Annotated in this window: 18 protein-coding genes; 10 read left to right on the top strand and 8 right to left on the bottom strand. The window is 50.8% G+C overall.

Features of this window, described 5'->3' with window-relative positions:
* Positions 1–90 precede the first annotated feature (90 nt).
* Positions 91–474, top strand: coding sequence for a rhodanese-like domain-containing protein (locus FN808_RS00940; RefSeq protein ID WP_142712659.1), 384 nt, complete (start codon positions 91–93; stop codon positions 472–474).
* A 50-nt stretch (positions 475–524) separates the two neighbouring features.
* On the opposite strand, the gene FN808_RS00935 is transcribed toward FN808_RS00940, so the two are convergent.
* The 3 genes from FN808_RS00935 to lhgO form a co-directional block, all read right to left on the bottom strand.
* On the bottom strand, positions 525–1,517 hold the full coding sequence (locus FN808_RS00935; protein ID WP_142712658.1) for a sugar phosphate isomerase/epimerase family protein: 993 nt from the start codon (positions 1,515–1,517) through the stop codon (positions 525–527).
* A gap of 118 nt (positions 1,518–1,635) precedes the next feature.
* A complete protein-coding gene (locus tag FN808_RS00930; RefSeq protein ID WP_246068251.1) occupies positions 1,636–4,521 on the bottom strand; it encodes an FAD-binding and (Fe-S)-binding domain-containing protein in 2,886 nt (961 codons plus the stop codon).
* Positions 4,522–4,590: 69 nt separating this feature from the next.
* Positions 4,591–5,793: an L-2-hydroxyglutarate oxidase gene (gene lhgO / locus FN808_RS00925; RefSeq protein ID WP_142712657.1), complete on the bottom strand. Its 1,203-nt coding sequence runs from the start codon at positions 5,791–5,793 to the stop codon at positions 4,591–4,593.
* A 195-nt stretch (positions 5,794–5,988) separates the two neighbouring features.
* Here lhgO and FN808_RS00920 point away from each other — a divergent pair, with 195 nt between their 5' ends.
* The 3 genes from FN808_RS00920 (at position 5,989) to gldC (ending at position 8,526) form a co-directional block, all read left to right on the top strand.
* Positions 5,989–6,558 (top strand): TlpA family protein disulfide reductase, encoded by a 570-nt coding sequence (locus FN808_RS00920; RefSeq protein WP_185958183.1) that lies wholly within the window; start codon positions 5,989–5,991, stop codon positions 6,556–6,558.
* A 93-nt stretch (positions 6,559–6,651) separates the two neighbouring features.
* Positions 6,652–7,962, top strand: a complete 1,311-nt coding sequence (ahcY, locus tag FN808_RS00915; RefSeq protein ID WP_142712655.1) for an adenosylhomocysteinase — start codon at positions 6,652–6,654, stop codon at positions 7,960–7,962.
* A gap of 228 nt (positions 7,963–8,190) precedes the next feature.
* Positions 8,191–8,526: a gliding motility protein GldC gene (gldC, locus tag FN808_RS00910; RefSeq protein WP_142712654.1), complete on the top strand. Its 336-nt coding sequence runs from the start codon at positions 8,191–8,193 to the stop codon at positions 8,524–8,526.
* A gap of 60 nt (positions 8,527–8,586) precedes the next feature.
* Here gldC and amrB read toward each other — a convergent pair whose 3' ends face one another.
* Together amrB and nth are read right to left on the bottom strand one after the other, a co-directional pair.
* Entirely contained in the window at positions 8,587–9,822 is a 1,236-nt protein-coding gene (amrB, locus tag FN808_RS00905; RefSeq protein ID WP_142712653.1) for an AmmeMemoRadiSam system protein B, read from the bottom strand.
* A gap of 116 nt (positions 9,823–9,938) precedes the next feature.
* Entirely contained in the window at positions 9,939–10,646 is a 708-nt protein-coding gene (gene nth, locus FN808_RS00900; protein ID WP_142712652.1) for an endonuclease III, read from the bottom strand.
* Between the two features lie 146 nt (positions 10,647–10,792).
* On the opposite strand from nth, the gene FN808_RS00895 reads away from it, so the two are divergent.
* The 3 genes from FN808_RS00895 to FN808_RS00885 all read left to right on the top strand — a co-directional run bounded on the left by FN808_RS00895 (position 10,793) and on the right by FN808_RS00885 (position 13,132).
* Positions 10,793–12,073 carry a spinster family MFS transporter gene (locus tag FN808_RS00895; RefSeq protein WP_142712651.1) on the top strand — a complete coding sequence of 427 codons (1,281 nt, stop codon included), beginning with the start codon at positions 10,793–10,795 and terminating at the stop codon, positions 12,071–12,073.
* A 221-nt stretch (positions 12,074–12,294) separates the two neighbouring features.
* Positions 12,295–12,615, top strand: a complete 321-nt coding sequence (locus tag FN808_RS00890) for a hypothetical protein (protein WP_142712650.1) — start codon at positions 12,295–12,297, stop codon at positions 12,613–12,615.
* Positions 12,616–12,634: 19 nt separating this feature from the next.
* A complete protein-coding gene (locus FN808_RS00885; protein WP_142712649.1) occupies positions 12,635–13,132 on the top strand; it encodes a DUF2231 domain-containing protein in 498 nt (165 codons plus the stop codon).
* Positions 13,133–13,400: 268 nt separating this feature from the next.
* Here FN808_RS00885 and FN808_RS00880 read toward each other — a convergent pair whose 3' ends face one another.
* The 3 genes from FN808_RS00880 to FN808_RS00870 form a co-directional block, all read right to left on the bottom strand.
* Positions 13,401–14,825, bottom strand: coding sequence for an NAD(P)(+) transhydrogenase (Re/Si-specific) subunit beta (locus FN808_RS00880; RefSeq protein ID WP_142712648.1), 1,425 nt, complete (start codon positions 14,823–14,825; stop codon positions 13,401–13,403).
* Positions 14,826–14,829: 4 nt separating this feature from the next.
* Positions 14,830–15,111, bottom strand: a complete 282-nt coding sequence (locus FN808_RS00875) for an NAD(P) transhydrogenase subunit alpha part 2 (protein ID WP_142712647.1) — start codon at positions 15,109–15,111, stop codon at positions 14,830–14,832.
* Between the two features lie 90 nt (positions 15,112–15,201).
* On the bottom strand, positions 15,202–16,326 hold the full coding sequence (locus FN808_RS00870; RefSeq protein ID WP_142712646.1) for a Re/Si-specific NAD(P)(+) transhydrogenase subunit alpha: 1,125 nt from the start codon (positions 16,324–16,326) through the stop codon (positions 15,202–15,204).
* A gap of 401 nt (positions 16,327–16,727) precedes the next feature.
* Here FN808_RS00870 and FN808_RS00865 point away from each other — a divergent pair, with 401 nt between their 5' ends.
* The 3 genes from FN808_RS00865 to FN808_RS00855 all read left to right on the top strand — a co-directional run bounded on the left by FN808_RS00865 (position 16,728) and on the right by FN808_RS00855 (position 20,235).
* Positions 16,728–17,762 carry a serine hydrolase domain-containing protein gene (locus FN808_RS00865; RefSeq protein ID WP_185958181.1) on the top strand — a complete coding sequence of 345 codons (1,035 nt, stop codon included), beginning with the start codon at positions 16,728–16,730 and terminating at the stop codon, positions 17,760–17,762.
* A 121-nt stretch (positions 17,763–17,883) separates the two neighbouring features.
* The gene (locus tag FN808_RS00860; protein ID WP_142712644.1) at positions 17,884–18,303 is read left to right on the top strand and encodes a hypothetical protein; all 420 of its coding nucleotides are present in this window, start codon (positions 17,884–17,886) and stop codon (positions 18,301–18,303) included.
* 72 nt (positions 18,304–18,375) lie between these two features.
* Entirely contained in the window at positions 18,376–20,235 is a 1,860-nt protein-coding gene (locus FN808_RS00855) for a M61 family metallopeptidase (RefSeq protein ID WP_221929864.1), read from the top strand.
* The last annotated feature ends 51 nt before the right edge of the window (positions 20,236–20,286 follow it).

Below are 20,286 nucleotides of genomic sequence, written 5' to 3'. Positions count from 1 at the left end.
AGAAATAAATAACGCAGTTTTGAGTTACGAATTCCTTTATTTTTGCAATAGCAGAACATGCAGCTCAATTCATAGCTTAATTACAGTATTATGGGAAAACATCATTCAGATCGATTTGTTACTCTCGTCGATGATGCCAAGACGCGTATTGAGGAAGTGACGCCGGCCGAAGTAAAGAAAAAGTTTGACACGGATGATGATTTTGTACTGCTGGATATCCGTGAGCAGGACGAGTGGGAGGATGCCCGGATCTCCGGGGCTGAATACCTGGGCAGGGGGGTGATTGAGCGCGATATTGAGGAAGCCTACCCGGATGTGGACGAGGAGATTATCCTTTACTGTGGCGGCGGATACCGGTCGGCCCTGGCTGCCGACAACCTGCAGAAAATGGGCTATCACAACGTTAAGTCCATGGCCGGGGGATTTGGCTCATGGACAGAGGCCGGCTATCCCATTGAGAAAAAGGATAGTTGACGGACTCTTTGTCGCAGTTTGGCAGAGCTCCGGGGGCAGGCAGTACTTCGTTACCCGGTTCTCGTTATCCCTGCGTCGCGGAGCCAGCCGTCGAGCACTTGCAAGTCTCTTCGGAGGGCCGAAAGTACGGTCTCTTTGTTTGTTTTCAATTCGAAGGCCCCGTGCTCCGCTCCCCCCAGTTCGTATTCGTAATGAATGGAGATGGGAACTCCGATGTCATGCTTCTTAAGCAGCTGGAAATAGTGGTCAAAATTCACCATGCCCGTTCCCAGGGGGACACTCCGGGCATGCCACTCTCCGCCATTTTTGCTCCAGTCAAAATCTTTAATATCAAGCGTGCCAATATAGGGATGGATTGCGGAAAAGCCGTTCTTCCATGAATTAGCCCCTTCCACGGTGGCGTGGCGCACATCGTACTGGCAGCCGATCCACTCCGTGTCTAGTTGTTCAAGCACAATCCAGAGGTCCCATATCGAAGAACCAAAACTGGCCCCGGCATGATTCTGGTAGTCGCCCTGGATGTTGTACTCCTTATTCATTAGGGCAAGCCGCTGCAATTTGGATTTTAAAGTTTCCAGGTTCTGTGTAATATTTTTGGCTTCGTCGTAGGGGAACCAGTCGGTGCGATAGTTGCCAATGCCCAGCTGGCTGGCCGTCTTCAGTATGGGTTCAGTGTGTTCATCCCGCGGATCTCCGATGGCGGTGCTTATCATGTGAACTTCAAGCCCCGTATCGCGCACCGCCCGCACCGCCCGGGGCAGATCCCGTTCGACATTTTCGGGCAGAACGTGGCCCCCGGGGCGTACTGTAAGATCGACGCCGTCAAATCCCAGTTCTGCTGCAGTTTTTGCCATATCCTGGTAGTCCAGCCACTGCAGATGTTTTGAGAAAACGGAGATGCTGCATCCGGAATTCTGCTGTTTCCGGTTATGGGGTCGGGGTTGATTGCCTGTTGCCTGCTTTCCGGAGGCAGGTATGCCATGCAGGAGACCAGCCGAAGAAAGGAGAGAAGCACGGAGAAAATCTCTTCTTGAAAAGTTCATAACGTGAGTATTTAAGATGACGTTCGATATGAGATAGCAGAAAACTAAGCTATACAAAATCGGATTAATAGTAAATGGAAACCACAAGAGTCATGAATGCTCGCATGTGCCTTTTCATTTATTGGATGCTGGCTGCCAACAGCTGGGCCGGATGCACGGCCTGCCTGTGGACACCATCTTCGATTTGGTGCCGGCAAGAGAAGCCAGGTACGCAGATCAGTGCATCATCAGGGAGCGGCCGTAAAGCCGGAAACAAGGTCAGTTCCCCGATATCCATGGACACATCGTAATGACGCTCTTCGTAACCAAAGCTTCCGGCCATGCCGCAACAGCCGGTTTCCAGTATTTCAGGATCGTAACCGGCCAGTCTCAGGGCCTCATGGGTTGCTTCATTTCCGATGAGAGCTTTGGCGTGGCAGTGCCCGTGTATGTAAACCTTGCGGCGTGTGTCGGGAGAAGGAACAGCGTTAGAAGCAGCCAGGACTTTTTGGGCAAATTCCTCAAAAGTAAAGCTTTGCTTCGCTATTTTCTGGACCGATTTAAGCTGATTGTCGTCACACAAATCCAGGTACTCGTCCCTTAGCGTTAAAATTTCTGATGGTTCGATTCCAACAATAGGCAGCCCCCGATCAGCATAGGCAGACAGCAGGGGCAGGTGCTCGTCAAGCACTTCCTTGGCGTGGCTGACCATCCCCTTGGAGAGCTGGGGGCGCCCCAACTCATGGAAGGCCGGAACAATAACCTGGTGACCCGTCGCCTCCAAAAAGTGCAGGGCGGCTTTGGCAATGTCAGGCTCGTGATAATTGGTGAAAATATCGACGAGAAGTACGACCCCGGGCTTGTCGGTCGATGCCGGGCTCGGGGAAGCTTCTTTTCTCTCTTTTAACCATTGGTCAAATGGTTCTCGGGCAAATTCGGGGAGGCGCCTGCGCTTGTCAATACCCAGCAGCTGGTACAACAGCTCTTTAACGGCCGGCTGCCGCATCATCCAATTGGAAAAACGGGGCATCTGACCGGCCAGCGGGTAAAGATTGGCTGCCTGGGCAAAGAAGCGTTCGCCCAGTGAGATGCCATTGGCCTGATGCCATCCGTGCATAAATTCAGCTTTCATGCGGGCCATGTCTACATTGGCGGGACATTCACTTTTACAGGCTTTGCAGCTCAGGCACAGGTCCAGGGCATCACGAAGCTCGCCGGATTGAAATGCTTCCTGCTGGCGGCCCGAAAAGAGTTGCCGAAAGAGGTTGGCCCGTCCCCGCGTGGAATCCTTTTCATTCTGGGTTGCCATATAGGAAGGACACATCGTACCACCGCTGTCAGCCAGTTTGCGGCAAACGCCTGCGCCGTTGCAGAGCTCAACAGCATCGGAAAAACTTTCTTCTTTTCGCCACTTGAACTGGGTGTTCACGCTGGGCGGACGGTAGGATGGGGAGTAGCGAAGATCCTGCTCCATGGGCTTCGGGTTGACAATCTTTCCCGGATTGAATAGGCCCTGAGGATCCCATATATGCTTAACTTGTTTCAGCAGCGGCATCATTTCGGGGCCAAGGACTTTTTCGATATAGGGGGCACGCGTTCGGCCGTCCCCGTGCTCACCGGAGAGTGATCCGCGATAGTGCCGGACAAGATCCGCTATCTCCCCAGCCATGGTTTTCATCTTCTCGATCTCCTGTTCCTTTTTCAGATTGATGACCGGACGAAGGTGCAATTCACCCACGGAAGCATGGGCATAGAAAACACAGTTCGAATTATGCCTGTCCAAAATTTTCTGGAAGTCGTCGACATAGTTGGGAAGATCTACAACGCGGACGGCCGTGTCTTCACAGAAGGTGGGGGTTCGTCCTTTTGCGCCAAGTCCCATGAGCAGGCCAAGTCCCGCCTTGCGGAGATGCCAGACCCGGTCTATTTTATCGGGATCAGTAATGATCGGCGTAGATGCACTTAACTTCAGATCCTGCAGCCTCCGGGCGAGCTCCTCTGCTTTGGTCTTGAGCCGGGAACGATTGTCCCCATCGAATTGAATGATGAGAATGCCTTTGGGGTCACCATCGAGGAAGAAGCGGTTTTTTTGTTGTTCAATGTTCCCCTTGGTGGCATTCAAGATGATGTCATCAACGAGTTCGACGGCGGCAGGATCCATTTTTACCGCTTCAACCGTGGCCTCCATGGCCGCGCGTATGGATGAGAAATGCGGTACAAGTACTACCTTTTCGGGATCCTGCGGTACCAGGTTTAGTTTGGCTGACGTGGTGATCGCCAGGGTCCCCTCGCTTCCGCACAAGAGTTCCGCCATATTAAAAGGGCGGCCGTCATCTGTAAAAGGCTGCATCTCACAAAGTCGGTCAAGTGCATATCCGGTATTCCGGCGGATGATCTGCGGATGGGGATAGTTCTCGAGGATTTGTTCCCTGTGATTCTCCAGGAGCGTGGTCATCTCGCGATAGATTTTCCCCTCCAGCGTATCAAGCTCCATTTTGGCTGTCAGCTCTGTGGGGGTCAGCGGTTTGAATACCGCCTTTGATCCATCACTCAGGACAGCTTCAATTTCAAGCACGTGTTCCCGGGTGGTCCTGTGTTTAATGGAGAAAAGGCCGCAGGAGTTATTACCGATCATTCCGCCGATCATACAGCGGTTGGTTGTCGCGGTGTCCGGGCCGAAAAGAAGGTTGTATTGTGCGGCCTGCCGGTTCAAGGTGTCGCGTATCACTCCGGGACGTACTCGTGCTGTCTGCCCTTGCGGGTCGATATCCATAATTTGGTTCATGTTGCGGCCGATATCCATGATAATGCCGCCACCGGTGGTTTGGCCTGCCAGGCTGGTGCCGGCCCCACGAGCAGTCAGAGGGCAGTCTTGCTCGCGGGCATAGGCGACGAGACCAACGATTTCCGCAGTGGTTTTTGGAAAAGCAACTGCCTCAGGCAGTTCTTCATAACTGGAGGCATCAGTGGCATAGAGCCGCCGGGTTTGTTCGTCGGTAAAAAGCTTGGGGGCCGTTGAGATCATCGCACGGATTTGGTTTATGGATTCATTGAACCAAACCTAATAAATAACGGGCAATGGCAAAATGAGAAATTAAAGAGAAAATGCGGTCTGTGCCCGACGTACGATCTCATCTCCGATAGCCAGCCCGGCAGTGGCAGCAGGACTGGGAGCATTGAGGACATGGATCTCATTCTCAGTGGCCTCAAATTGGAAATCATCCAAAATTTCACCATCGGGCTTGAGAGCCATGGCGCGGACCCCGGAAGGCGAGGCCCGGAGATGTTCGGGACGGATGGACGGCACCATCTTTTGCAAGTCCTTGACAAATGCTTTTTTTGAAAAGGAGCGGTACCATTCATCAAGGCCCATCTGCCAGTGGTTTTTTGCCAGATTCCAGAATCCTGGGAAATTCAGCGTTTCGATAGTTTCATTGAGGTCGAAGGATATTTTATCGTAGCCCTCGCGTTTAAAAGCAAAAACGGCATTGGGTCCGCATTCCACCCCGCCGGTAGCCATTTTGGTGAAATGAACACCCAGGAAAGGAAAGGCCGGATTGGGCATGGGGTAGATCAGGCCATTGACAAAATGCTGCACCTCGGGCTTCAGTTCAAAATACTCTCCCCGGAAGGGCACAATCTGAACGTCGGGACGCACACCGGCCGACCGGGCTACATGATCGCTGTAAAGTCCGGCGCAGTTGATCAGGTAGCGGCCCGAAAATCGATCGGTGGATGTATGAACCGAAAGGGTTTGCTCCTTATTGTTGATGGATCGGACTTCTTGACCGCACATAACCCTGTTGTCGGCGGTGCTGATAAGCTTCCTTAGTTGCTTGCAGACGCCCACATAATCCACAATGCCAGAGCAGGGCACATGAATGGCCCGGACGCCGCGCGCATAGGGTTCGATTTCCGTGAGCTCATGGGGACCAATTTTCTTGATTCCCTCAATCCCATTGATTTTTCCGATCTTGAAGATGCCGTCCAGCCGGGGGAGTTCCTCTTCTTGGGTTGCCACAATGACTTTGCCGCAGATTTCATGATCAATTTCGTATTCTCTGCAGAAGTCAACCAGCTGGTGACGACCCTCGACACAATTTTTGGCCCGATAACTGTTGGGTTTGTAATAAATACCTGAATGAATGACTCCTGAATTATTCCCGGTCTGGTGAGCAGCCACACGGTCTTCCTTCTCCAGGACAAGAATATCGAGGTCTGGGTAGCTTTTCGAAAGTTTATAAGCTGTGGAAAGTCCGACAATGCCAGCTCCGACAATAATGAAATCGTACGTCATGCGTAAAAATTGATCAATCTGCGATTACCGGTGCCTAAAATACAAAATCAGGCGGTGGACGTAAATAAAAAGCTCCTTCTACGGTCAAAATGATCAGGAATTTTGCATATTAATGGCTATTTTTAAGCAATATCACGTTTGTACGATGGTTAATTAACCTTCATTAGCCCCTTAACAATTTTAATGGCTTTATTTATGTACGATACCCTGAAAAAAGTTCTTCCAATCCTCTTGGCGGCATTCATAGCCGGCTGCGGTGCTTCAGGTGATTCGGAGGAGGCAGCCTCCTCCGAACAGCAGGCCCGGCCCACAACGGTTGCCGGTCATGTTGAACAGGCTACCTTTACTTCTCTGGACGGGGATACGGTAAGCGTAGCTGATTTCAAAGGAAAGGTGGTAATGATTGACCTGTGGGAAACATGGTGCAAGCCCTGCCTGGCCAGTTTCCCCACCCTTCAGAAACTGCAGAATGAATATGAGGATGAATTTGTTGTATTGGCTGTGACCCCTGGTTTTACCGATACCAAGAAGGATGCCCGCGCCTTTGCTAAAGAGCATGACTACAATTTCACCTATCTGATGGATTCCAACGGGCTTCACAAAAAGATAGGCGTGCAGGGTATTCCGTTTAAGTTGTATGTGGATGCCGAGGGCAATTTTATCAAAAAGTCGATGGGGAGCTACGGCCCCGATGAAGACTATAAAAAGGTGAAAGCGATTATCGAGAAGCATAAAAACGCTTCCGGTGAGAAAAGCCAAATATAATTGATCGCAGCATGGCAGCTTGTGCCTTACTTTTGATGGCATAAAGCTGTATTTTTGACACAAGAAAGTTAACATAATCAAGTTTAGATTTTCATGGCACAGAAGGTAAAAGAGAAGCTTCCCTATAAAGTAAAAGATATTGGACTGGCCGATTTCGGTCGTAAGGAAATCCGTCTGGCCGAAGCAGAGATGCCCGGCCTCATGGCTCTCCGTGAAGAGTATGCGGATGAGCAGCCGCTGAAAGGCGCACGTATTGCAGGATGCCTGCATATGACGATACAAACAGCGGTTCTTATTGAAACCCTGGTGGAGCTGGGGGCCGAGGTTCAGTGGTCATCCTGCAACATTTTCTCCACCCAGGATCATGCAGCAGCGGCCATAGCGGATGAAGGTATCCCGGTCTATGCCTGGAAAGGAATGAACGAAGAAGAATTTTGGTGGTGTATCGAGCAGACGCTCTTTTTTGAAGACGGCGAGCCGCTCAACATGATTTTAGATGACGGCGGAGACCTGACGAAGCTGGTGCATGAGGACTATCCCGAGCTGCTGGAAGGCATCAACGGTATCTCCGAAGAAACGACCACCGGTGTCAACCGCCTCTATAAGATGGCGAAGCAGGGTACGCTTGGTGCACCGGCCATCAACGTCAATGATTCCGTTACCAAGTCAAAGTTTGACAACAAGTACGGCTGCCGCGAGTCCTGTGTGGATGCCGTTAAACGTGCTACCGACATCATGCTGGCCGGAAAAGTGGCCGTTGTGGCCGGTTACGGCGATGTGGGTAAAGGATCGGCTGCCTCGCTTCGCGGTGCCGGCGCCCGGGTCATAGTAACGGAAATTGATCCCATCTGCGCTCTGCAGGCCGCCATGGAGGGATACGAAGTCATGAAGATGGATGATGCTATTGAACGGGCGGATATCGTTGTCACGGCTACCGGCAACAAGGATATCATCACGGCCCGTCATTTCAAGAAGATGAATGATAAGACCATCGTCGGGAATATTGGTCACTTTGACAATGAGATTGACGTCGCATGGCTCAAGGAAAATGCCGAACAGGATAATATCAAACCGCAGGTTGACCTGTTCAGGCTGGAAGACGGCAAAGAGATTATCCTGCTGTCTGAAGGACGCCTGATGAACCTGGGGAATGCGACAGGACATCCCTCTTTTGTGATGTCCAACAGCTTTACCAACCAGACCCTGGCACAGATTGCACTCTGGAATCGACCCGGGGACTTTGAATTGGGCGTACACGTGCTGCCCAAGGATCTCGACGAAAAAGTGGCGCGCCTGCACCTCAAAAAAATTGGCGTGGAGCTCGAGGAGCTCTCCGATGAGCAGGCTGAGTATATTGACGTCCCCAAAGAGGGGCCGTATAAGCCTGACCATTACCGCTACTAAAGTCAGCAGCAGTTTGTATTATGGGCCTCATTCACCTTGTATGGATGAGGCCTTTTTAATGGAAGAGCGGCCCCCGTTCCCTGCCGCGGAGAGGAATGCGACGGTAAGCTGATCGAGGCATTTCTTCCTGTTTGCCGAGAACATGAAACAACATAAAGGCAGCTGAAACGCAGCGAAGAGTGGGATCCCTGGAATTGAATTACAAAAGCAGTTAAGAACAAGAAACCTATGTCTGACAATAAAAAAGAAATAAGTATTACCGTAAAACTTGACGATCAGAATATTCCTGAACGAATTGACTGGAACGCTACGGATAAAGCGGGTGAGGGTATTGCCAACTGCAAAGCCATGTTCCTCTCGATGTGGGATCCGGAAAAACAGGATACCCTGCGGCTGGATTTGTGGACCAAGGAGATGACCAAAGAGGAAATGAAAATATTTTTTCATCAAACGCTGGTTACTATGGCAGACACCCTGCAGAATGCCACTGAAGAAGAAGGGATGGCAGAGGATATGAGGGATTTTACTTCCTACTTTGCTGAAAAAATGGAAATTGTGGAGTAACCGGGATACCGCAGCGGGGTCTGTTGCAACCGGGAACCGGGCATGGCTTGCCGATCATGGTTATTGGTATAAAATTGAGCCAAAAGTAACCGCGCTGTCTCGGTCCCGCTCGTCCCACAGGTCATAGCTTACTATGTTTCCGCTGAGGTCCGGCATGGCCTTCAAGAAGGTATAAAGGGGCGGAAATCCGCATATGCGATAAGGATCCAGCTCTTCTGTCATCAGTTTCAAGAGGGCAGAACGGTCATTTTGGGAGCTGTGTGTTAAAAACTGTTGATCAAATGTTTCAACCTCTTCAAACATCGTTGATGCGGGAGAATCATCTCCGAATTTTTTGCCGAAATGTGCCAGGTCACCGCTGATCAGGAAGAAGGTCTCTTCATCGCGGCCATAGCTGTCACGTAGTGTAGTTGCGAATTTATCAAGCTGTGCAGCAAGGTGGCCGTCCTGCTTGTAGAAGAGGTCGTCCAGGCCCCGAATTACAAAAGGGATGATCTGGAAGGGGTGGTCCCAGAGATAACTCAGGAATAGCAGGTGCAGTTCAATACTGTGCTCTTTGCGATGGGCACGGTCATGCAGGCTGATACCCAGATCACTGTCGGCGGCTGCCAGCTCCCGGATTGCTTGCCGGTCTCTTCTGACAGTACCCAGTGGCAGTTCAAAATCCTTGTCTACCAGAATAAATGGATTGTCTTGATAGATATCCGGGTAGAGCCCGGCGTAATGGGAAGTGGCCAGGAGTACGACCCGTTTGGGCTTCAGGTTCCGAATGGGGGCAAAAGCCTTTGCATAACTCCCCAGTGCCACACGCGGATCGATATGCGGAGCATAGAGAGCTTTGGCCTGCCTGTCCATGGGAACCTCATTGGCCGCATGTTTCTCGAAGCCCGCATCGAGAAAGTCGATCAGCTTCTGTGGATCTGCCGGGTACGATGCACCGGAGGTTACCGATGAATGAGTTTGCGAGGCTTCATACTCGGATTCAACAGTTTCAGCGTGGTTTTTAAAGTGTTCAGAGGTTAACAGTCGGTTTTTATCCAGCAGCTGCACAAATTCCAGCAGTTTCTGTTTGTCGACCCCGTTGTCCCCAAGGTCGGTGATACTTTTCTGGCCGTCAAAAAGGGAGAGCAGCTGCGCCGCCTCGCGATAAAGTGCAAATTCAGGGGTAGCGTATCCCTGCTGATCATGGAAGTAAAGATAGGTCCGGCCGTTTTCCTTGACCGGGATGATCTGCAGGTCCGGTCGCAGCGGGGGGATTGGTTCTGTTTTGGAATTGAAGAATTGTCCGTCACTCATCTGATTCCTCTCTCAATTTAGGTTGGCTATTTTCTCACAAATCCAGTGAAATTATCGTTCTTTGCCGTTTAAAATTTACTGTCTGCATCCTGAAGGGCCGGCGGGGGTACTGATGATCAGCGTTCTCTCATCGCCTGGCACTCGCACCGGATGCCATATTTTTCACACAGGGGATGTTCCGGTGGTTCTGAAATGCGCGCTTTGCAGGCATTACGGCCGTGGTGAATCATAAGGTGTGACAGATCAGTCCATGATTCTCTTGGAAAAAGGGCCATGAGGTCGCGTTCAATCTTATCGGTGTTCTTTTCCTCTTCGGTCAGCCCGTACCGATTGGCAAATCGGCGCACGTGTGTATCAACGACGACGCCCACATTGATATTGTAGGCATTGCCGAGTACTACATTTGCCGTTTTTCGTGCCACGCCGTAGAATTCAAGAAGCTCATTCATCTTCTGAGGGACTTTGCCGTCGTGTTTTTCAACGATCGTTTGTGAGGATTGTTTGAGTGCCTTAGCCTTGTTGCGGTAAAAACCGGTGGATCGAACCAGCTCTTCCAATTCCTGGATTGGGGCTTGGGACATTGCTTCAGGGGTGGGATAAGCCTCAAAAAGATCCGGAGTAACCTTATTAACCCGCACATCGGTGCACTGGGCACTCAGGATCGTTGCACATAAAAGCTCAAACGGGTTGCGGTGGTGCAGGGCACAGTGCGGATCGGGATAATATTTGTACAGAGCATCCAGAATTTCCAGGGCCCATTCTTTTTCCTCTTCTGATTTTTCAGGAAGTTTGGGGAGATCGTCGTACAGTTTTACTTTTGCCATGCGATAAATGCGGTTAGTGTTGGTTGCTTGAAAATCAAAAAGTGAACGCAGGAATACAATAGTCAATTGTACCCGCAAAGCTGATTGATGCCAGGAGCAGTAAGCTGAACACTGCCGGCTTAATATTACGATAAAAAAAATATTGAATGTCATTAACAAAAGATCGGGCCAAACAATTTGTGTCGAGTCGCTATGCCTGGGCCGTGCTGGGATTGCTGACCCTAATTTATATTTCAAGTTTTGTCGACCGCCAGATTATTGCGGTGCTTGCTCCCAGCATACAGCGGGAATTGACACTCAGTAATTTCCAGGTGGGTATTTTATACGGAACCGCCTTTTCTTTCATCTATGCGCTGTGCGGTATCCCCATGGGGCGGCTGGCCGATATTTATTCAAGAAAATTAATGATTGTGGCTGGCTTGATCGTCTGGAGTCTGATGACAGTGGTCAGCGGATTTGCCACCTCCCTGTCGTTTTTGATGGTGGCCCGTTTTTTCGTGGGAATCAGCGAGTCAGCCCTGAGCCCGGCCGTGTACTCGCTGTTGTCTGATTATTTCAAGCCTCACCAGCGGGCCACTGTGTTTTCCGTATATGCCGCCGGTATCTTTCTGGGCATTGGCATTGCTTTCCTGGGGGGCGGATCCATCGCCCGGGCGTACGACTGGCGTACATCACTGATGGCTGTGGGAATCCCCGGATTATTCATTGCCGGAGTTGCCTGGTTTGTAATACGAGAGCTGCCCCGGGGCATCACACAGTCTGAGGACAACCAGCGCTATGCCGTGGAGGCAGATTTCATTGACGTGGTGAAGTATATTCTCAGGAAGAGGACGGTACGCTACCACTTTTTGGGATTCTCGTTTCTGGCCTTTACCGGCTACACGATACTCGGTTTCATTGGGATTGTACTTACCGATATCCATGATGCTGCCTCCCTGGTGCCCCAATACGGATGGTTTATGCTGGCAACAGGGTTGAGTGTAATGGCGTCGGGTAAAGCAGCTGACTGGCTGGCCCGTACCTACAATGACTCCTACCGTTTTGTGATGGGGATGGTGGCCGGCCTGGCCTGCCTACCCTTGTACTACGCAGGCTTATTTGCGGAGTCGGCCATGGCGGCCCTGATTTTAATCGGGCTGGCAAATGTAATTTCTTCGTCCTATAACGGGATTGCCGCAGCAATTCTGCAGTATATGGTCAGGCCAAACATGCGGGCCCTGGCCGGCGGATTATACCTCTTTATCATCAGCGTGGTGGGGTTTGGCATTGGTCCTCCCTTGACGGGTTGGCTGATGGATGCGGTTTTTACCGGCCCCTATGGATCTGCCAGGGCGCTGATGCTGGTGTTTGCCTGCTGTGGCGTACTCGGGAGTATATGTTTTTGGAAAGCCATGCAGAGTTATGAAGAAGACGCCGAACGGGAGTAAGGTAATCAGCTCTGGCGGCGAGAGGGAAGGAGAGGAGTAGAATACCCTCGGTCTTTCTATCCGTTTATCCTGCAGCAGGTTACAAAAGATGAGCAGGGCTGCAGACTTGTTTGTTACTTTTCACCCCAGAATCATTATTTGCATTCTAAGGTTAACTAACTGATTTTACAAACGAAGGTATTTCCCATTAACTGACAATAAAACAAATAATTCTGAAGACCATGAACACATTAATAACGAAACTTGGAAGTTTGGCCGTGGTGCTAATGCTTGTTGTAGCCTGCGGTGGAGAATCAACAGATGTGGTTGAAAGCGGCACCTATGAAGGCACCATTCAGGAAGTGAATCCCGATGAATCAGAGATTTATGTTAACACGCCCGATGACAAGACTCTTGAACTCTATTTTATCGAGTCTACGGAGCTCGTGAAAAATAACCAGCCCGTACCCTTTGACAGCCTGGCTAACGGTCAAAAAGTGCGTGTTGAGGTTGAGAAGGTGGGTCAGCGGCTGGATCCCCTCCGTGTCGAGATTTTAGAATAACCAGCAGCTTTTGATCAACATGCAAGAACCATTAAGTATGTGGCGGGTGGAGCTGATCCACCCGCTTGTTGTTCATATTCCGGTGGCCCTTCTGCTGGCGGGTACCCTGTTTTGGATCGCGGCGCTGATGCTGCACAAGCGCTATCCATTTCTTCGGCCGTCCGGTCGGCTGCTTATTTTTATCGGTACGCTGGGGGCATGGGCGGCCGTATATACGGGGCTGCTGGCTGACGGGCAGGTTGCTCGAACATTATGTGATCCCACGATTGCCAAAGAGCATGAGCGTTTTGCCTATACCGTGGGGTATCTGTTTTCCGCTTTCGTGGTTGTTGACTGGCTGGTCGCCAGAGAATACCTGGCGTTTCTCAGCAGGAAATATCTGCGGGCCGGGCTTGCCATTCTGCTGCTTGCCGGCTGTGGGTTTTTGGGATATGTAGGGCACCTGGGGGGCAAACTGGTATACCAGCAGTCTGCTGCTGTCTATCAGCCAACCGAGGGGTGTGTTGAGTTTAACTAACAAGATCGTACTGTCCGGGTCCCGATTGGCCGTACTGAAAGTATAAGACGAAAAATCAGTACCCCATTTCCATGCATGGGGCATTGATGTTATTCTGCCGTTCTTTGCATGGTTTGGATGGCTACGGCAGCTCCATCCCATTTCACTGGGGTCCTTGCAACACCTGATACCGAAGATAAAGGGATCCCGGCTTTTGTTGTTGTCACGTACCGGGGAGTACGGACTACTACCCCCCGCCCGCATCCAAAAAATTCAATAGCCATTTAGACTAGACGTCGTTGAGGGCCTGGCTGAGTGCCTGCAGCGAATCTTTGGCGTCCCCGAAGAACATCTGGTTGGTTTCTTCATAGAATAATGCATTGTCGATGCCTGCAAAACCGGGACTCAAGCTGCGCTTAAAGACAATGGTCCGCTTGGCTTCATCCACATCGAGGATAGGCATCCCGTAAATCGGACTGCCCTCGGTCGTTTTGGCTGCCGGGTTGACAACATCGTTCGCACCGATGATGAGAACCACATCGGTAGATTTAAATTCGGGGTTGATCTGCTCCATGTCGTAGAGTTGATCATAGGGGACATCCGCTTCAGCAAGCAGTACGTTCATATGGCCGGGCATGCGTCCCGCCACCGGGTGAATGCCATACTTTACCTCCACTCCTTTCTTTTCAAGCTTGTCCACTACTTCTTTAAGGACATGTTGCGCCTGGGCGACGGCCAGTCCGTAGCCCGGGGTGATAACGACCTTGTCTGCATATGCACACTGCAGGGCCACATCCTGGGCGGTTGTTTCACGTACCGTTTTGTCGGTATCGGCTGCCGGGCCGCCATCGCCGCCGCCGTTGTCTCCACCGAAGGCGCCGAAGAGCACGTTGCCGAGAGAACGGTTCATGGCCTGGCACATGATATTGGTGAGAATAAGTCCCGCAGCCCCTACAAGCGCACCACTGATAATAAGGAGGTTGTTATTAATCACGAAGCCGGCCATGGAAGCTGCAAGCCCGGAATAGGAGTTGAGCAGTGATATGACGACCGGCATGTCGGCACCGCCGATGGGGAGTACCGTCAGGATACCCAGAAGAAGAGCAATGCCAAACAGAATCCAGAAGACCAGCATATTGGTTGGATCGAAAGCCAGCCAGCCTACAAGGCCCAGACTGCCGATGGTGAGGATCGCATTGAAAAAGTTCTGACCGGGAAATGTGAGCGGATTTCCGCTGATAAATCCCTTGAGCTTTCCAAAAGCAATAAAGCTGCCCGTGAATGTAATGGAACCGATAAGAATACTCAGTCCCATTGTAACAAGATCCTGTCCTGATAGTACATTCGGATCGGCGACCCGGGTAAACTCGCCCCAGGCTACAAGGGCCGATGCCCCCCCTCCAAAACCGTTGAAGATAGCAACCATTTCGGGCATGGAGGTCATTTCCACCTTTTTAGCGGCAAAAGCACCGATGGCAGAGCCGAGGACAATACCGCCGATGATATATTCAAAGCTGATAATTTGCTGGTCAAAAAGGGTGATGACAATACCTATGAACATCCCCAGGGCGGCGAGCTGGTTGCCGGATCGTGCCGTGGCAGGGGAGCCCAGGCGTTTGATGCCGACAATAAAGATACCGGTAGCAACAAGGTAGATAAGTTGGATGATATCGGGTAACATATTCTGAATACCGGAAGGTAAAAATTGACTCATTATTTCAATTCTTTTTCTTAAACATTTCGAGCATACGGTCGGTGACCATGAAACCGCCGACGACGTTGATGGTTGCAAAAACGATAGCTAGAAAACCAATAATCTGTGCAAACTCGCTATCCACCTGTCCCGCTACGACAACGGCCCCGATGATGGTAATTCCGGAGATGGCGTTGGCACCCGACATTAACGGCGTATGCAGCGTAGGGGGTACTTTGGATATGAGTTCGAAGCCTACAAAAGAGGCCAGTACAAAAATAAAAAGGTTAAATATAAGTCCAGACATGGTTGGTAATTTGAATTATGAATACAGAACAAGGGATCCCGGATTTCGGAAGTTTACCTTTTTATATCCCCTTGTTCACAATTCGATGGTTCAGGATTCCTTGAGCATCGGGCTGATGATTTCACCCTGGTGTGTAATAGTGGTATTGAGTGTGATCTCATCTTCAAAATCAAAATGGGGTTTTCCTTCTTCGAGCAGGTGATTCAGAAGCGCCCACATATTTTTGGAATACAACTGGCTTGCGTGGTAGGCCAACATGCTGGGCATGTTCAGCGGTCCGACGATTTTGACCTCATCAACAACCGTCGTCTGTCCCGCTTCGGTAAGCTCACAGTTGCCGCCCTGTTCTGCCGCCAGGTCTACAATGACAGAGCCCGGATGCATATCATGGACCATCTCCTTGGTCACCAGGAGGGGAGCCGGTCGACCCGGAATCAATGCGGTGGTAATGATAATGTCAGATTTTTTGGCGTGCTCGTGGATAACCTGTCGCTGGCGTTCCTGTTCATCCTCTGCCAGTTCCTTGGCATAGCCGCCCTCTGTTTCAGATTCTTCGTCCAGATCGGGTACTTCCACAAAGGTGGCGCCCAGGCTCTCGACCTGCTCCTTGACGACGGGGCGGATATCAAATGCTTCCACAACCGCTCCCAGTCGCTTGGCTGTGGCGATTGCCTGAAGGCCCGCAACACCGGCTCCAAGCACAAGAACTTTAGCCGGCGCAATGGTGCCGGCAGCCGTCATCATCATGGGAAGGTACCGGTCCAGTTCATTAGCGCCAATGAGGGCTGATTTATAGCCCGCAATGGAACTCATGGAAGAGAGGGCATCCATATTCTGGGCCCGTGAGATCCGGGGAACGGCATCCATCCCCAGCGCAGTAATGCCCCTGTCTTTAAGGAGGTCAACCGTATTTTCATGTTGAAGAGCCCATAAAAAGCATATGAGGATACTGCCTTCCGGCATACGATGCAGATCTTCTTCCGGCGGTGTCTGAATACTAATCAAGAGATCAGCCGAGGAGAAAACCTCCGCACGATCTTCCTTAATTGTTGCTCCAGCCTCCTGATAGGCCTCGTCCAGATAGTTTGAGGCCCGTCCGGCATCTTTTTCGACAATGACATCCAGCCCCAAATCGGTAAGCTTGGTAACCGTTTCCGGTACGAGGGCTACACGCTTTTCATGTTCGCCTGTTTCTTTAGGGATTCCAACAATCACGACGTTATGTAAAAAGTTTAAAATTAAATCGTAAAAATATAGAAAACTACGGGGATTACAAATGTTATTTTCAAATCTTGCAAGAACTTGAGCGACAGCGGAACCGGCGTTTTGAAATGATGGTATAAACCCCCTGACGGAGGGAATCGTGTGCTTTTCAGGGAAGGCACTAACCTTCGAAAAAGCTCCTTTTGTCAAGGCATCTGTATCATTAATCGAAAGCCCCTGCATGCAATAGAATGGTTCCCTCTGCCGGCGAACGATTCAGGATAAAACGCTGGACGACTGTAAATGGTTATGGATGGCAGACAACCATAACCATATTAATGTGTAATGGGAATTGGGCTATGATGCAGATCATCTTATGGGTACGGTATTCAACACTACGAGGCAATACTGCTATGCAGAAAACGGTTCTTGCGATATTTTTAATAGTGGTTTCACTGTTTGCAGGATATAATCATGCAGACGCCCAGGCAAATACACTGACGGTTGAAAAAATTAACAGCCGGGCTGACTCCATCACATCGGTGACCAGCTTGCTCATCCAGCAGAATGGCGAGCTGCTCAGCGAAGCGTATTTTAACGGCATGACGGCTTCAGAACACGTCAATATTAAGTCGGCATCCAAAAGCATCATATCGCTGTTGATCGGCATCGCAATAGATCACGATTTTCTTGAGGGGACCGGTCAGCCTATCAAGCCTTTTTTCGAGGATTATTTTGAACGTAATTCTGATCCGGTGAAAGAAAAGCTGACGCTCAGGAATCTGCTGACCATGCGGGCCGGTCTTGAAACGACCAGCTTTCACAATTATGGACGCTGGGTCACAAGTGATAACTGGGTTCACTTTGCACTCGGGCAGCCGATGCAGGCCCGCCCCGGGGGCGACATGGTGTACAGTACCGGGACCTCGCACCTGCTTTCCGTCATCTTAACCCGGGCCACGGATAGCAGTACCCGTTCCTTTGCTGTGAAATATCTTTTCGAGCCCATGAACATCCCGGTTGGCGGCTGGGATCGAGATCCCCAGGGGTATTATATGGGCGGTAATAATCTTGCACTTCGTCCCCGGGATATGGTGAAGATCGGACAGATGGTGATAAATGAGGGGACGTATGAAGGTAAACGTATCATTTCGGAGAGATGGCTGCGCGATTCTTTTCGGACGTACACCCGCAGTAACTTCAACCCGTATAATTATGGTTACATGTGGTGGAAAAAAACCGTGTGTGAATACCATGTACGTTTTGCATGGGGCTTTGGCGGTCAGTATATTTTCCTGGTCCCCGAACTGGATGCGGTAGTGGTTATGACGGGGTCCCTGGAGCAGGCCAGCCAGTCGCGTTCCTACAAAGAACCGGTATTTAATTTGCTCAGGGAGGATATCCTGCCGTTTTTGCAGCAACGTGAGCGTTCTGTGTTAACCAGGTAATACCGGCCGTGTCTTGAATGTTGAAATCCGCTGGTACCAGTCAAGCAGCATTACATTTGGATTTACACTGTTCAATTCATTAAAGTAACGTATATCAACATTTAAATTACAGGTATTGATTATGGTAGGAAAAGTGTTCAAAAGTATGGTTCTCGGTTGTATGGTTGGCTTGGTGGTACAAGGTTGTGCGGGAACGGGGGGGCTGGGAGGAAGTTCCGGAAGCACCCGGACCTATGAACAGGAGTATGCAGCTGTAAAAAAGGTTGTCAATGATATCGTTCAGAACAGTGTATTTTTGGTAATCTCTATCGAGGAATCTGAGGATAACACCCAGACCAAATATTATATCAGCAAGAGTAATTATGTGGGGGAGCAGCAGGTCAATCAGCACCAGGGGACGATTATTGTGACCGGCTTGGCTGAAGGGGGGACCAGGGTTGAGGTTGAAAACCCGGAATACCATTATACGGTTCCCAACTATGAGAAAGAGGATTACAGAAGAGAAGTTTTTCGCCGGTTGGAGAAAGCATTGCAGGAGTAGGGTTGGATACAGCAATCAGAATCTTAAAAGGAGCTTATAAATCTGTAAAACATACATCAGAGGACTGTTTTGTTGAAAAAAATTATTGTGTTGTTTGCCCTGGCTTTGGTAAGTGTTGGCTGTCGGCCTGATTCGGATCAACAGCCTTCGCTGCATTATGACGTTCGCTTTTCCAATGCTGTCCATAACGAAGCTGAGATTACCCTGACCATGGAGCGGCTGCTTCCGGGTACTGTTACGCTGGCGATGAGCCGAACATCACCGGGGCGGTATGCCTTGCATGAGTTTGCCAAGAATGTGTACGATGTTACCGCAACCAACAGCGAGGGGGATACCCTGGATATTACGCGACCGGATCTGCACCATTGGGAAGTGGGCGGCCATGACGGGACGGTAAAATTCCGGTATACGCTCTTCGGTGACCATGCGGATGGTACCTACGCCGGTATCAATGAACAGCATGCACATCTCAATATTCCGGCTGCTTTTATCTGGGCGCCCAATTTACCCAATACCCCGGTAACCGTCACTTTGTATCCTCCGGAAGGAACCGACTGGAAAGCGGCAACCCAGCTTCAGCCAACACAGGAGGAGATGACCTTCAGGGCACCGAATTACTATTACTTCATGGACAGCCCCATTGAGTTGAGCTCGCATGTGGTGAAACAATGGGAGGCTCCAGGGGACACCACGGGACAGACGATTCGCCTGACTGTCCATCATAATGGGACGGACGAACAGGTTGATCGCTATGCAGAAATGGCCCGGAAGGTGGTGGCCGAACAGGTGGCGGTCTATGGCGAGGCAGCGGACTTTGATTTTGACACTTACACATTCATGGCCGATTACCTGCCGTATGTACATAGAGACGGGATGGAACATCGCAATTCCACGATCCTGACCAGCCGGCGTCCCCTGGAAGGAGCCGGAGCCCTTCAGAACTTATATACTTTGTCGCACGAATTTTTTCACAGCTGGAATGTAGAGCGTATCCGTCCGCAGTCGCTGGAGCTGTTTGATTTTATGGAGGCTAATGTATCCGGCGCCCTCTGGTTCGCGGAGGGTTTTACCAGCTACTATGATGATTTGACGATCCGCCGGGCCGGTCTTGTAACCGATCAGAAATATGCCGCCGACTGGGCCGGCACACTGAACTATGTGCTCAACTCGCCCGGCAATACCTACTACAGTCCCATTGAGATGAGCCGGCAGGCGCCTTTTGTAGATGCGGCCACCTCGGTCGATGCCCAAAACAAATCCAATACGTTTATCTCCTATTACTCCTGGGGAGCGGTACTTGGGCTGGGGCTGGATCTTATGCTCCGGTCGACTTTTGAAGAGGTTACCCTTGATGATTTCATGCGGAGGATGTGGGAGAAATATGGAAAGACCGAACAACCCTACCGTATTGAAGACTTGCAGCAGACCTTGGCGGAGGTCACCGACAGCACCGCATTTGCGGAGCGGTTTTTTGCCCGGCACATTTACCGCGGAAATCATGTTGACCTCAAGCCACTGCTGGCGAATGCCGGCTTTGCCCTGCAGCGGGCGGATACGGCCCGGCCTGCGATACAGTTTGGCACAGCAAAGATTAATTTTGAGGATGGAAAAGCAACGGTTGCCCGGCGTACGCAGATTGGCAGTCCGCTCTATGAGGCCGGCCTGGACAAGAGCGACGAGATCATTTCCATTGACGGGGTTTCCGTATCGGATGCCCGGGATCTGCAGCAGCTTCTTGCCGGGCACCGTGCCGGCGACCGGCTGCCCATTACCTATCAGTCGCTGGGTGTGCAAAAAGAGGGGTTGATCCGGCTGGCTGAGAATCCGGCCCTGGAGATAGTACCCTACGAACAGCTGGGTAAAGAGCTCACGGAAAAGATGAAGCGGTTCAGGCAGGCCTGGCTGGGGTCCAAGGTGCAAGCTGATCTGTAATTTCCGGGATGCTATTCCTTCCCGGTTGAGGTTCGGCTCTCCCTTTTCTTT

Source organism: Fodinibius sediminis (assembly GCF_900182555.1).
Taxonomy (GTDB): domain Bacteria; phylum Bacteroidota; class Rhodothermia; order Balneolales; family Balneolaceae; genus Fodinibius; species Fodinibius sediminis.
This window is presented reverse-complemented; position numbering and strand designations above follow the sequence as displayed.

Bases quoted from the DNA above. Each gene is read 5' to 3' on its own strand.
- amrB (WP_142712653.1), bottom strand. From the start codon at position 9,822: ATGAGTGACGGACAATTCTTCAATTCCAAAACAGAACCAATCCCCCCG.
- FN808_RS00935 (WP_142712658.1), bottom strand. From the start codon at position 1,517: ATGAACTTTTCAAGAAGAGATTTTCTCCGTGCTTCTCTCCTTTCTTCG.
- ahcY (WP_142712655.1), top strand. From the start codon at position 6,652: ATGGCACAGAAGGTAAAAGAGAAGCTTCCCTATAAAGTAAAAGATATT.
- FN808_RS00865 (WP_185958181.1), top strand. From the start codon at position 16,728: ATGCAGAAAACGGTTCTTGCGATATTTTTAATAGTGGTTTCACTGTTT.
- FN808_RS00890 (WP_142712650.1), top strand. From the start codon at position 12,295: ATGAACACATTAATAACGAAACTTGGAAGTTTGGCCGTGGTGCTAATG.
- FN808_RS00940 (WP_142712659.1), top strand. From the start codon at position 91: ATGGGAAAACATCATTCAGATCGATTTGTTACTCTCGTCGATGATGCC.
- FN808_RS00885 (WP_142712649.1), top strand. From the start codon at position 12,635: ATGCAAGAACCATTAAGTATGTGGCGGGTGGAGCTGATCCACCCGCTT.
- FN808_RS00875 (WP_142712647.1), bottom strand. From the start codon at position 15,111: ATGTCTGGACTTATATTTAACCTTTTTATTTTTGTACTGGCCTCTTTT.
- nth (WP_142712652.1), bottom strand. From the start codon at position 10,646: ATGGCAAAAGTAAAACTGTACGACGATCTCCCCAAACTTCCTGAAAAA.
- gldC (WP_142712654.1), top strand. From the start codon at position 8,191: ATGTCTGACAATAAAAAAGAAATAAGTATTACCGTAAAACTTGACGAT.
- lhgO (WP_142712657.1), bottom strand. From the start codon at position 5,793: ATGACGTACGATTTCATTATTGTCGGAGCTGGCATTGTCGGACTTTCC.
- FN808_RS00920 (WP_185958183.1), top strand. From the start codon at position 5,989: ATGTACGATACCCTGAAAAAAGTTCTTCCAATCCTCTTGGCGGCATTC.
- FN808_RS00895 (WP_142712651.1), top strand. From the start codon at position 10,793: ATGTCATTAACAAAAGATCGGGCCAAACAATTTGTGTCGAGTCGCTAT.
- FN808_RS00930 (WP_246068251.1), bottom strand. From the start codon at position 4,521: ATGATCTCAACGGCCCCCAAGCTTTTTACCGACGAACAAACCCGGCGG.
- FN808_RS00860 (WP_142712644.1), top strand. From the start codon at position 17,884: ATGGTAGGAAAAGTGTTCAAAAGTATGGTTCTCGGTTGTATGGTTGGC.
- FN808_RS00880 (WP_142712648.1), bottom strand. From the start codon at position 14,825: ATGAGTCAATTTTTACCTTCCGGTATTCAGAATATGTTACCCGATATC.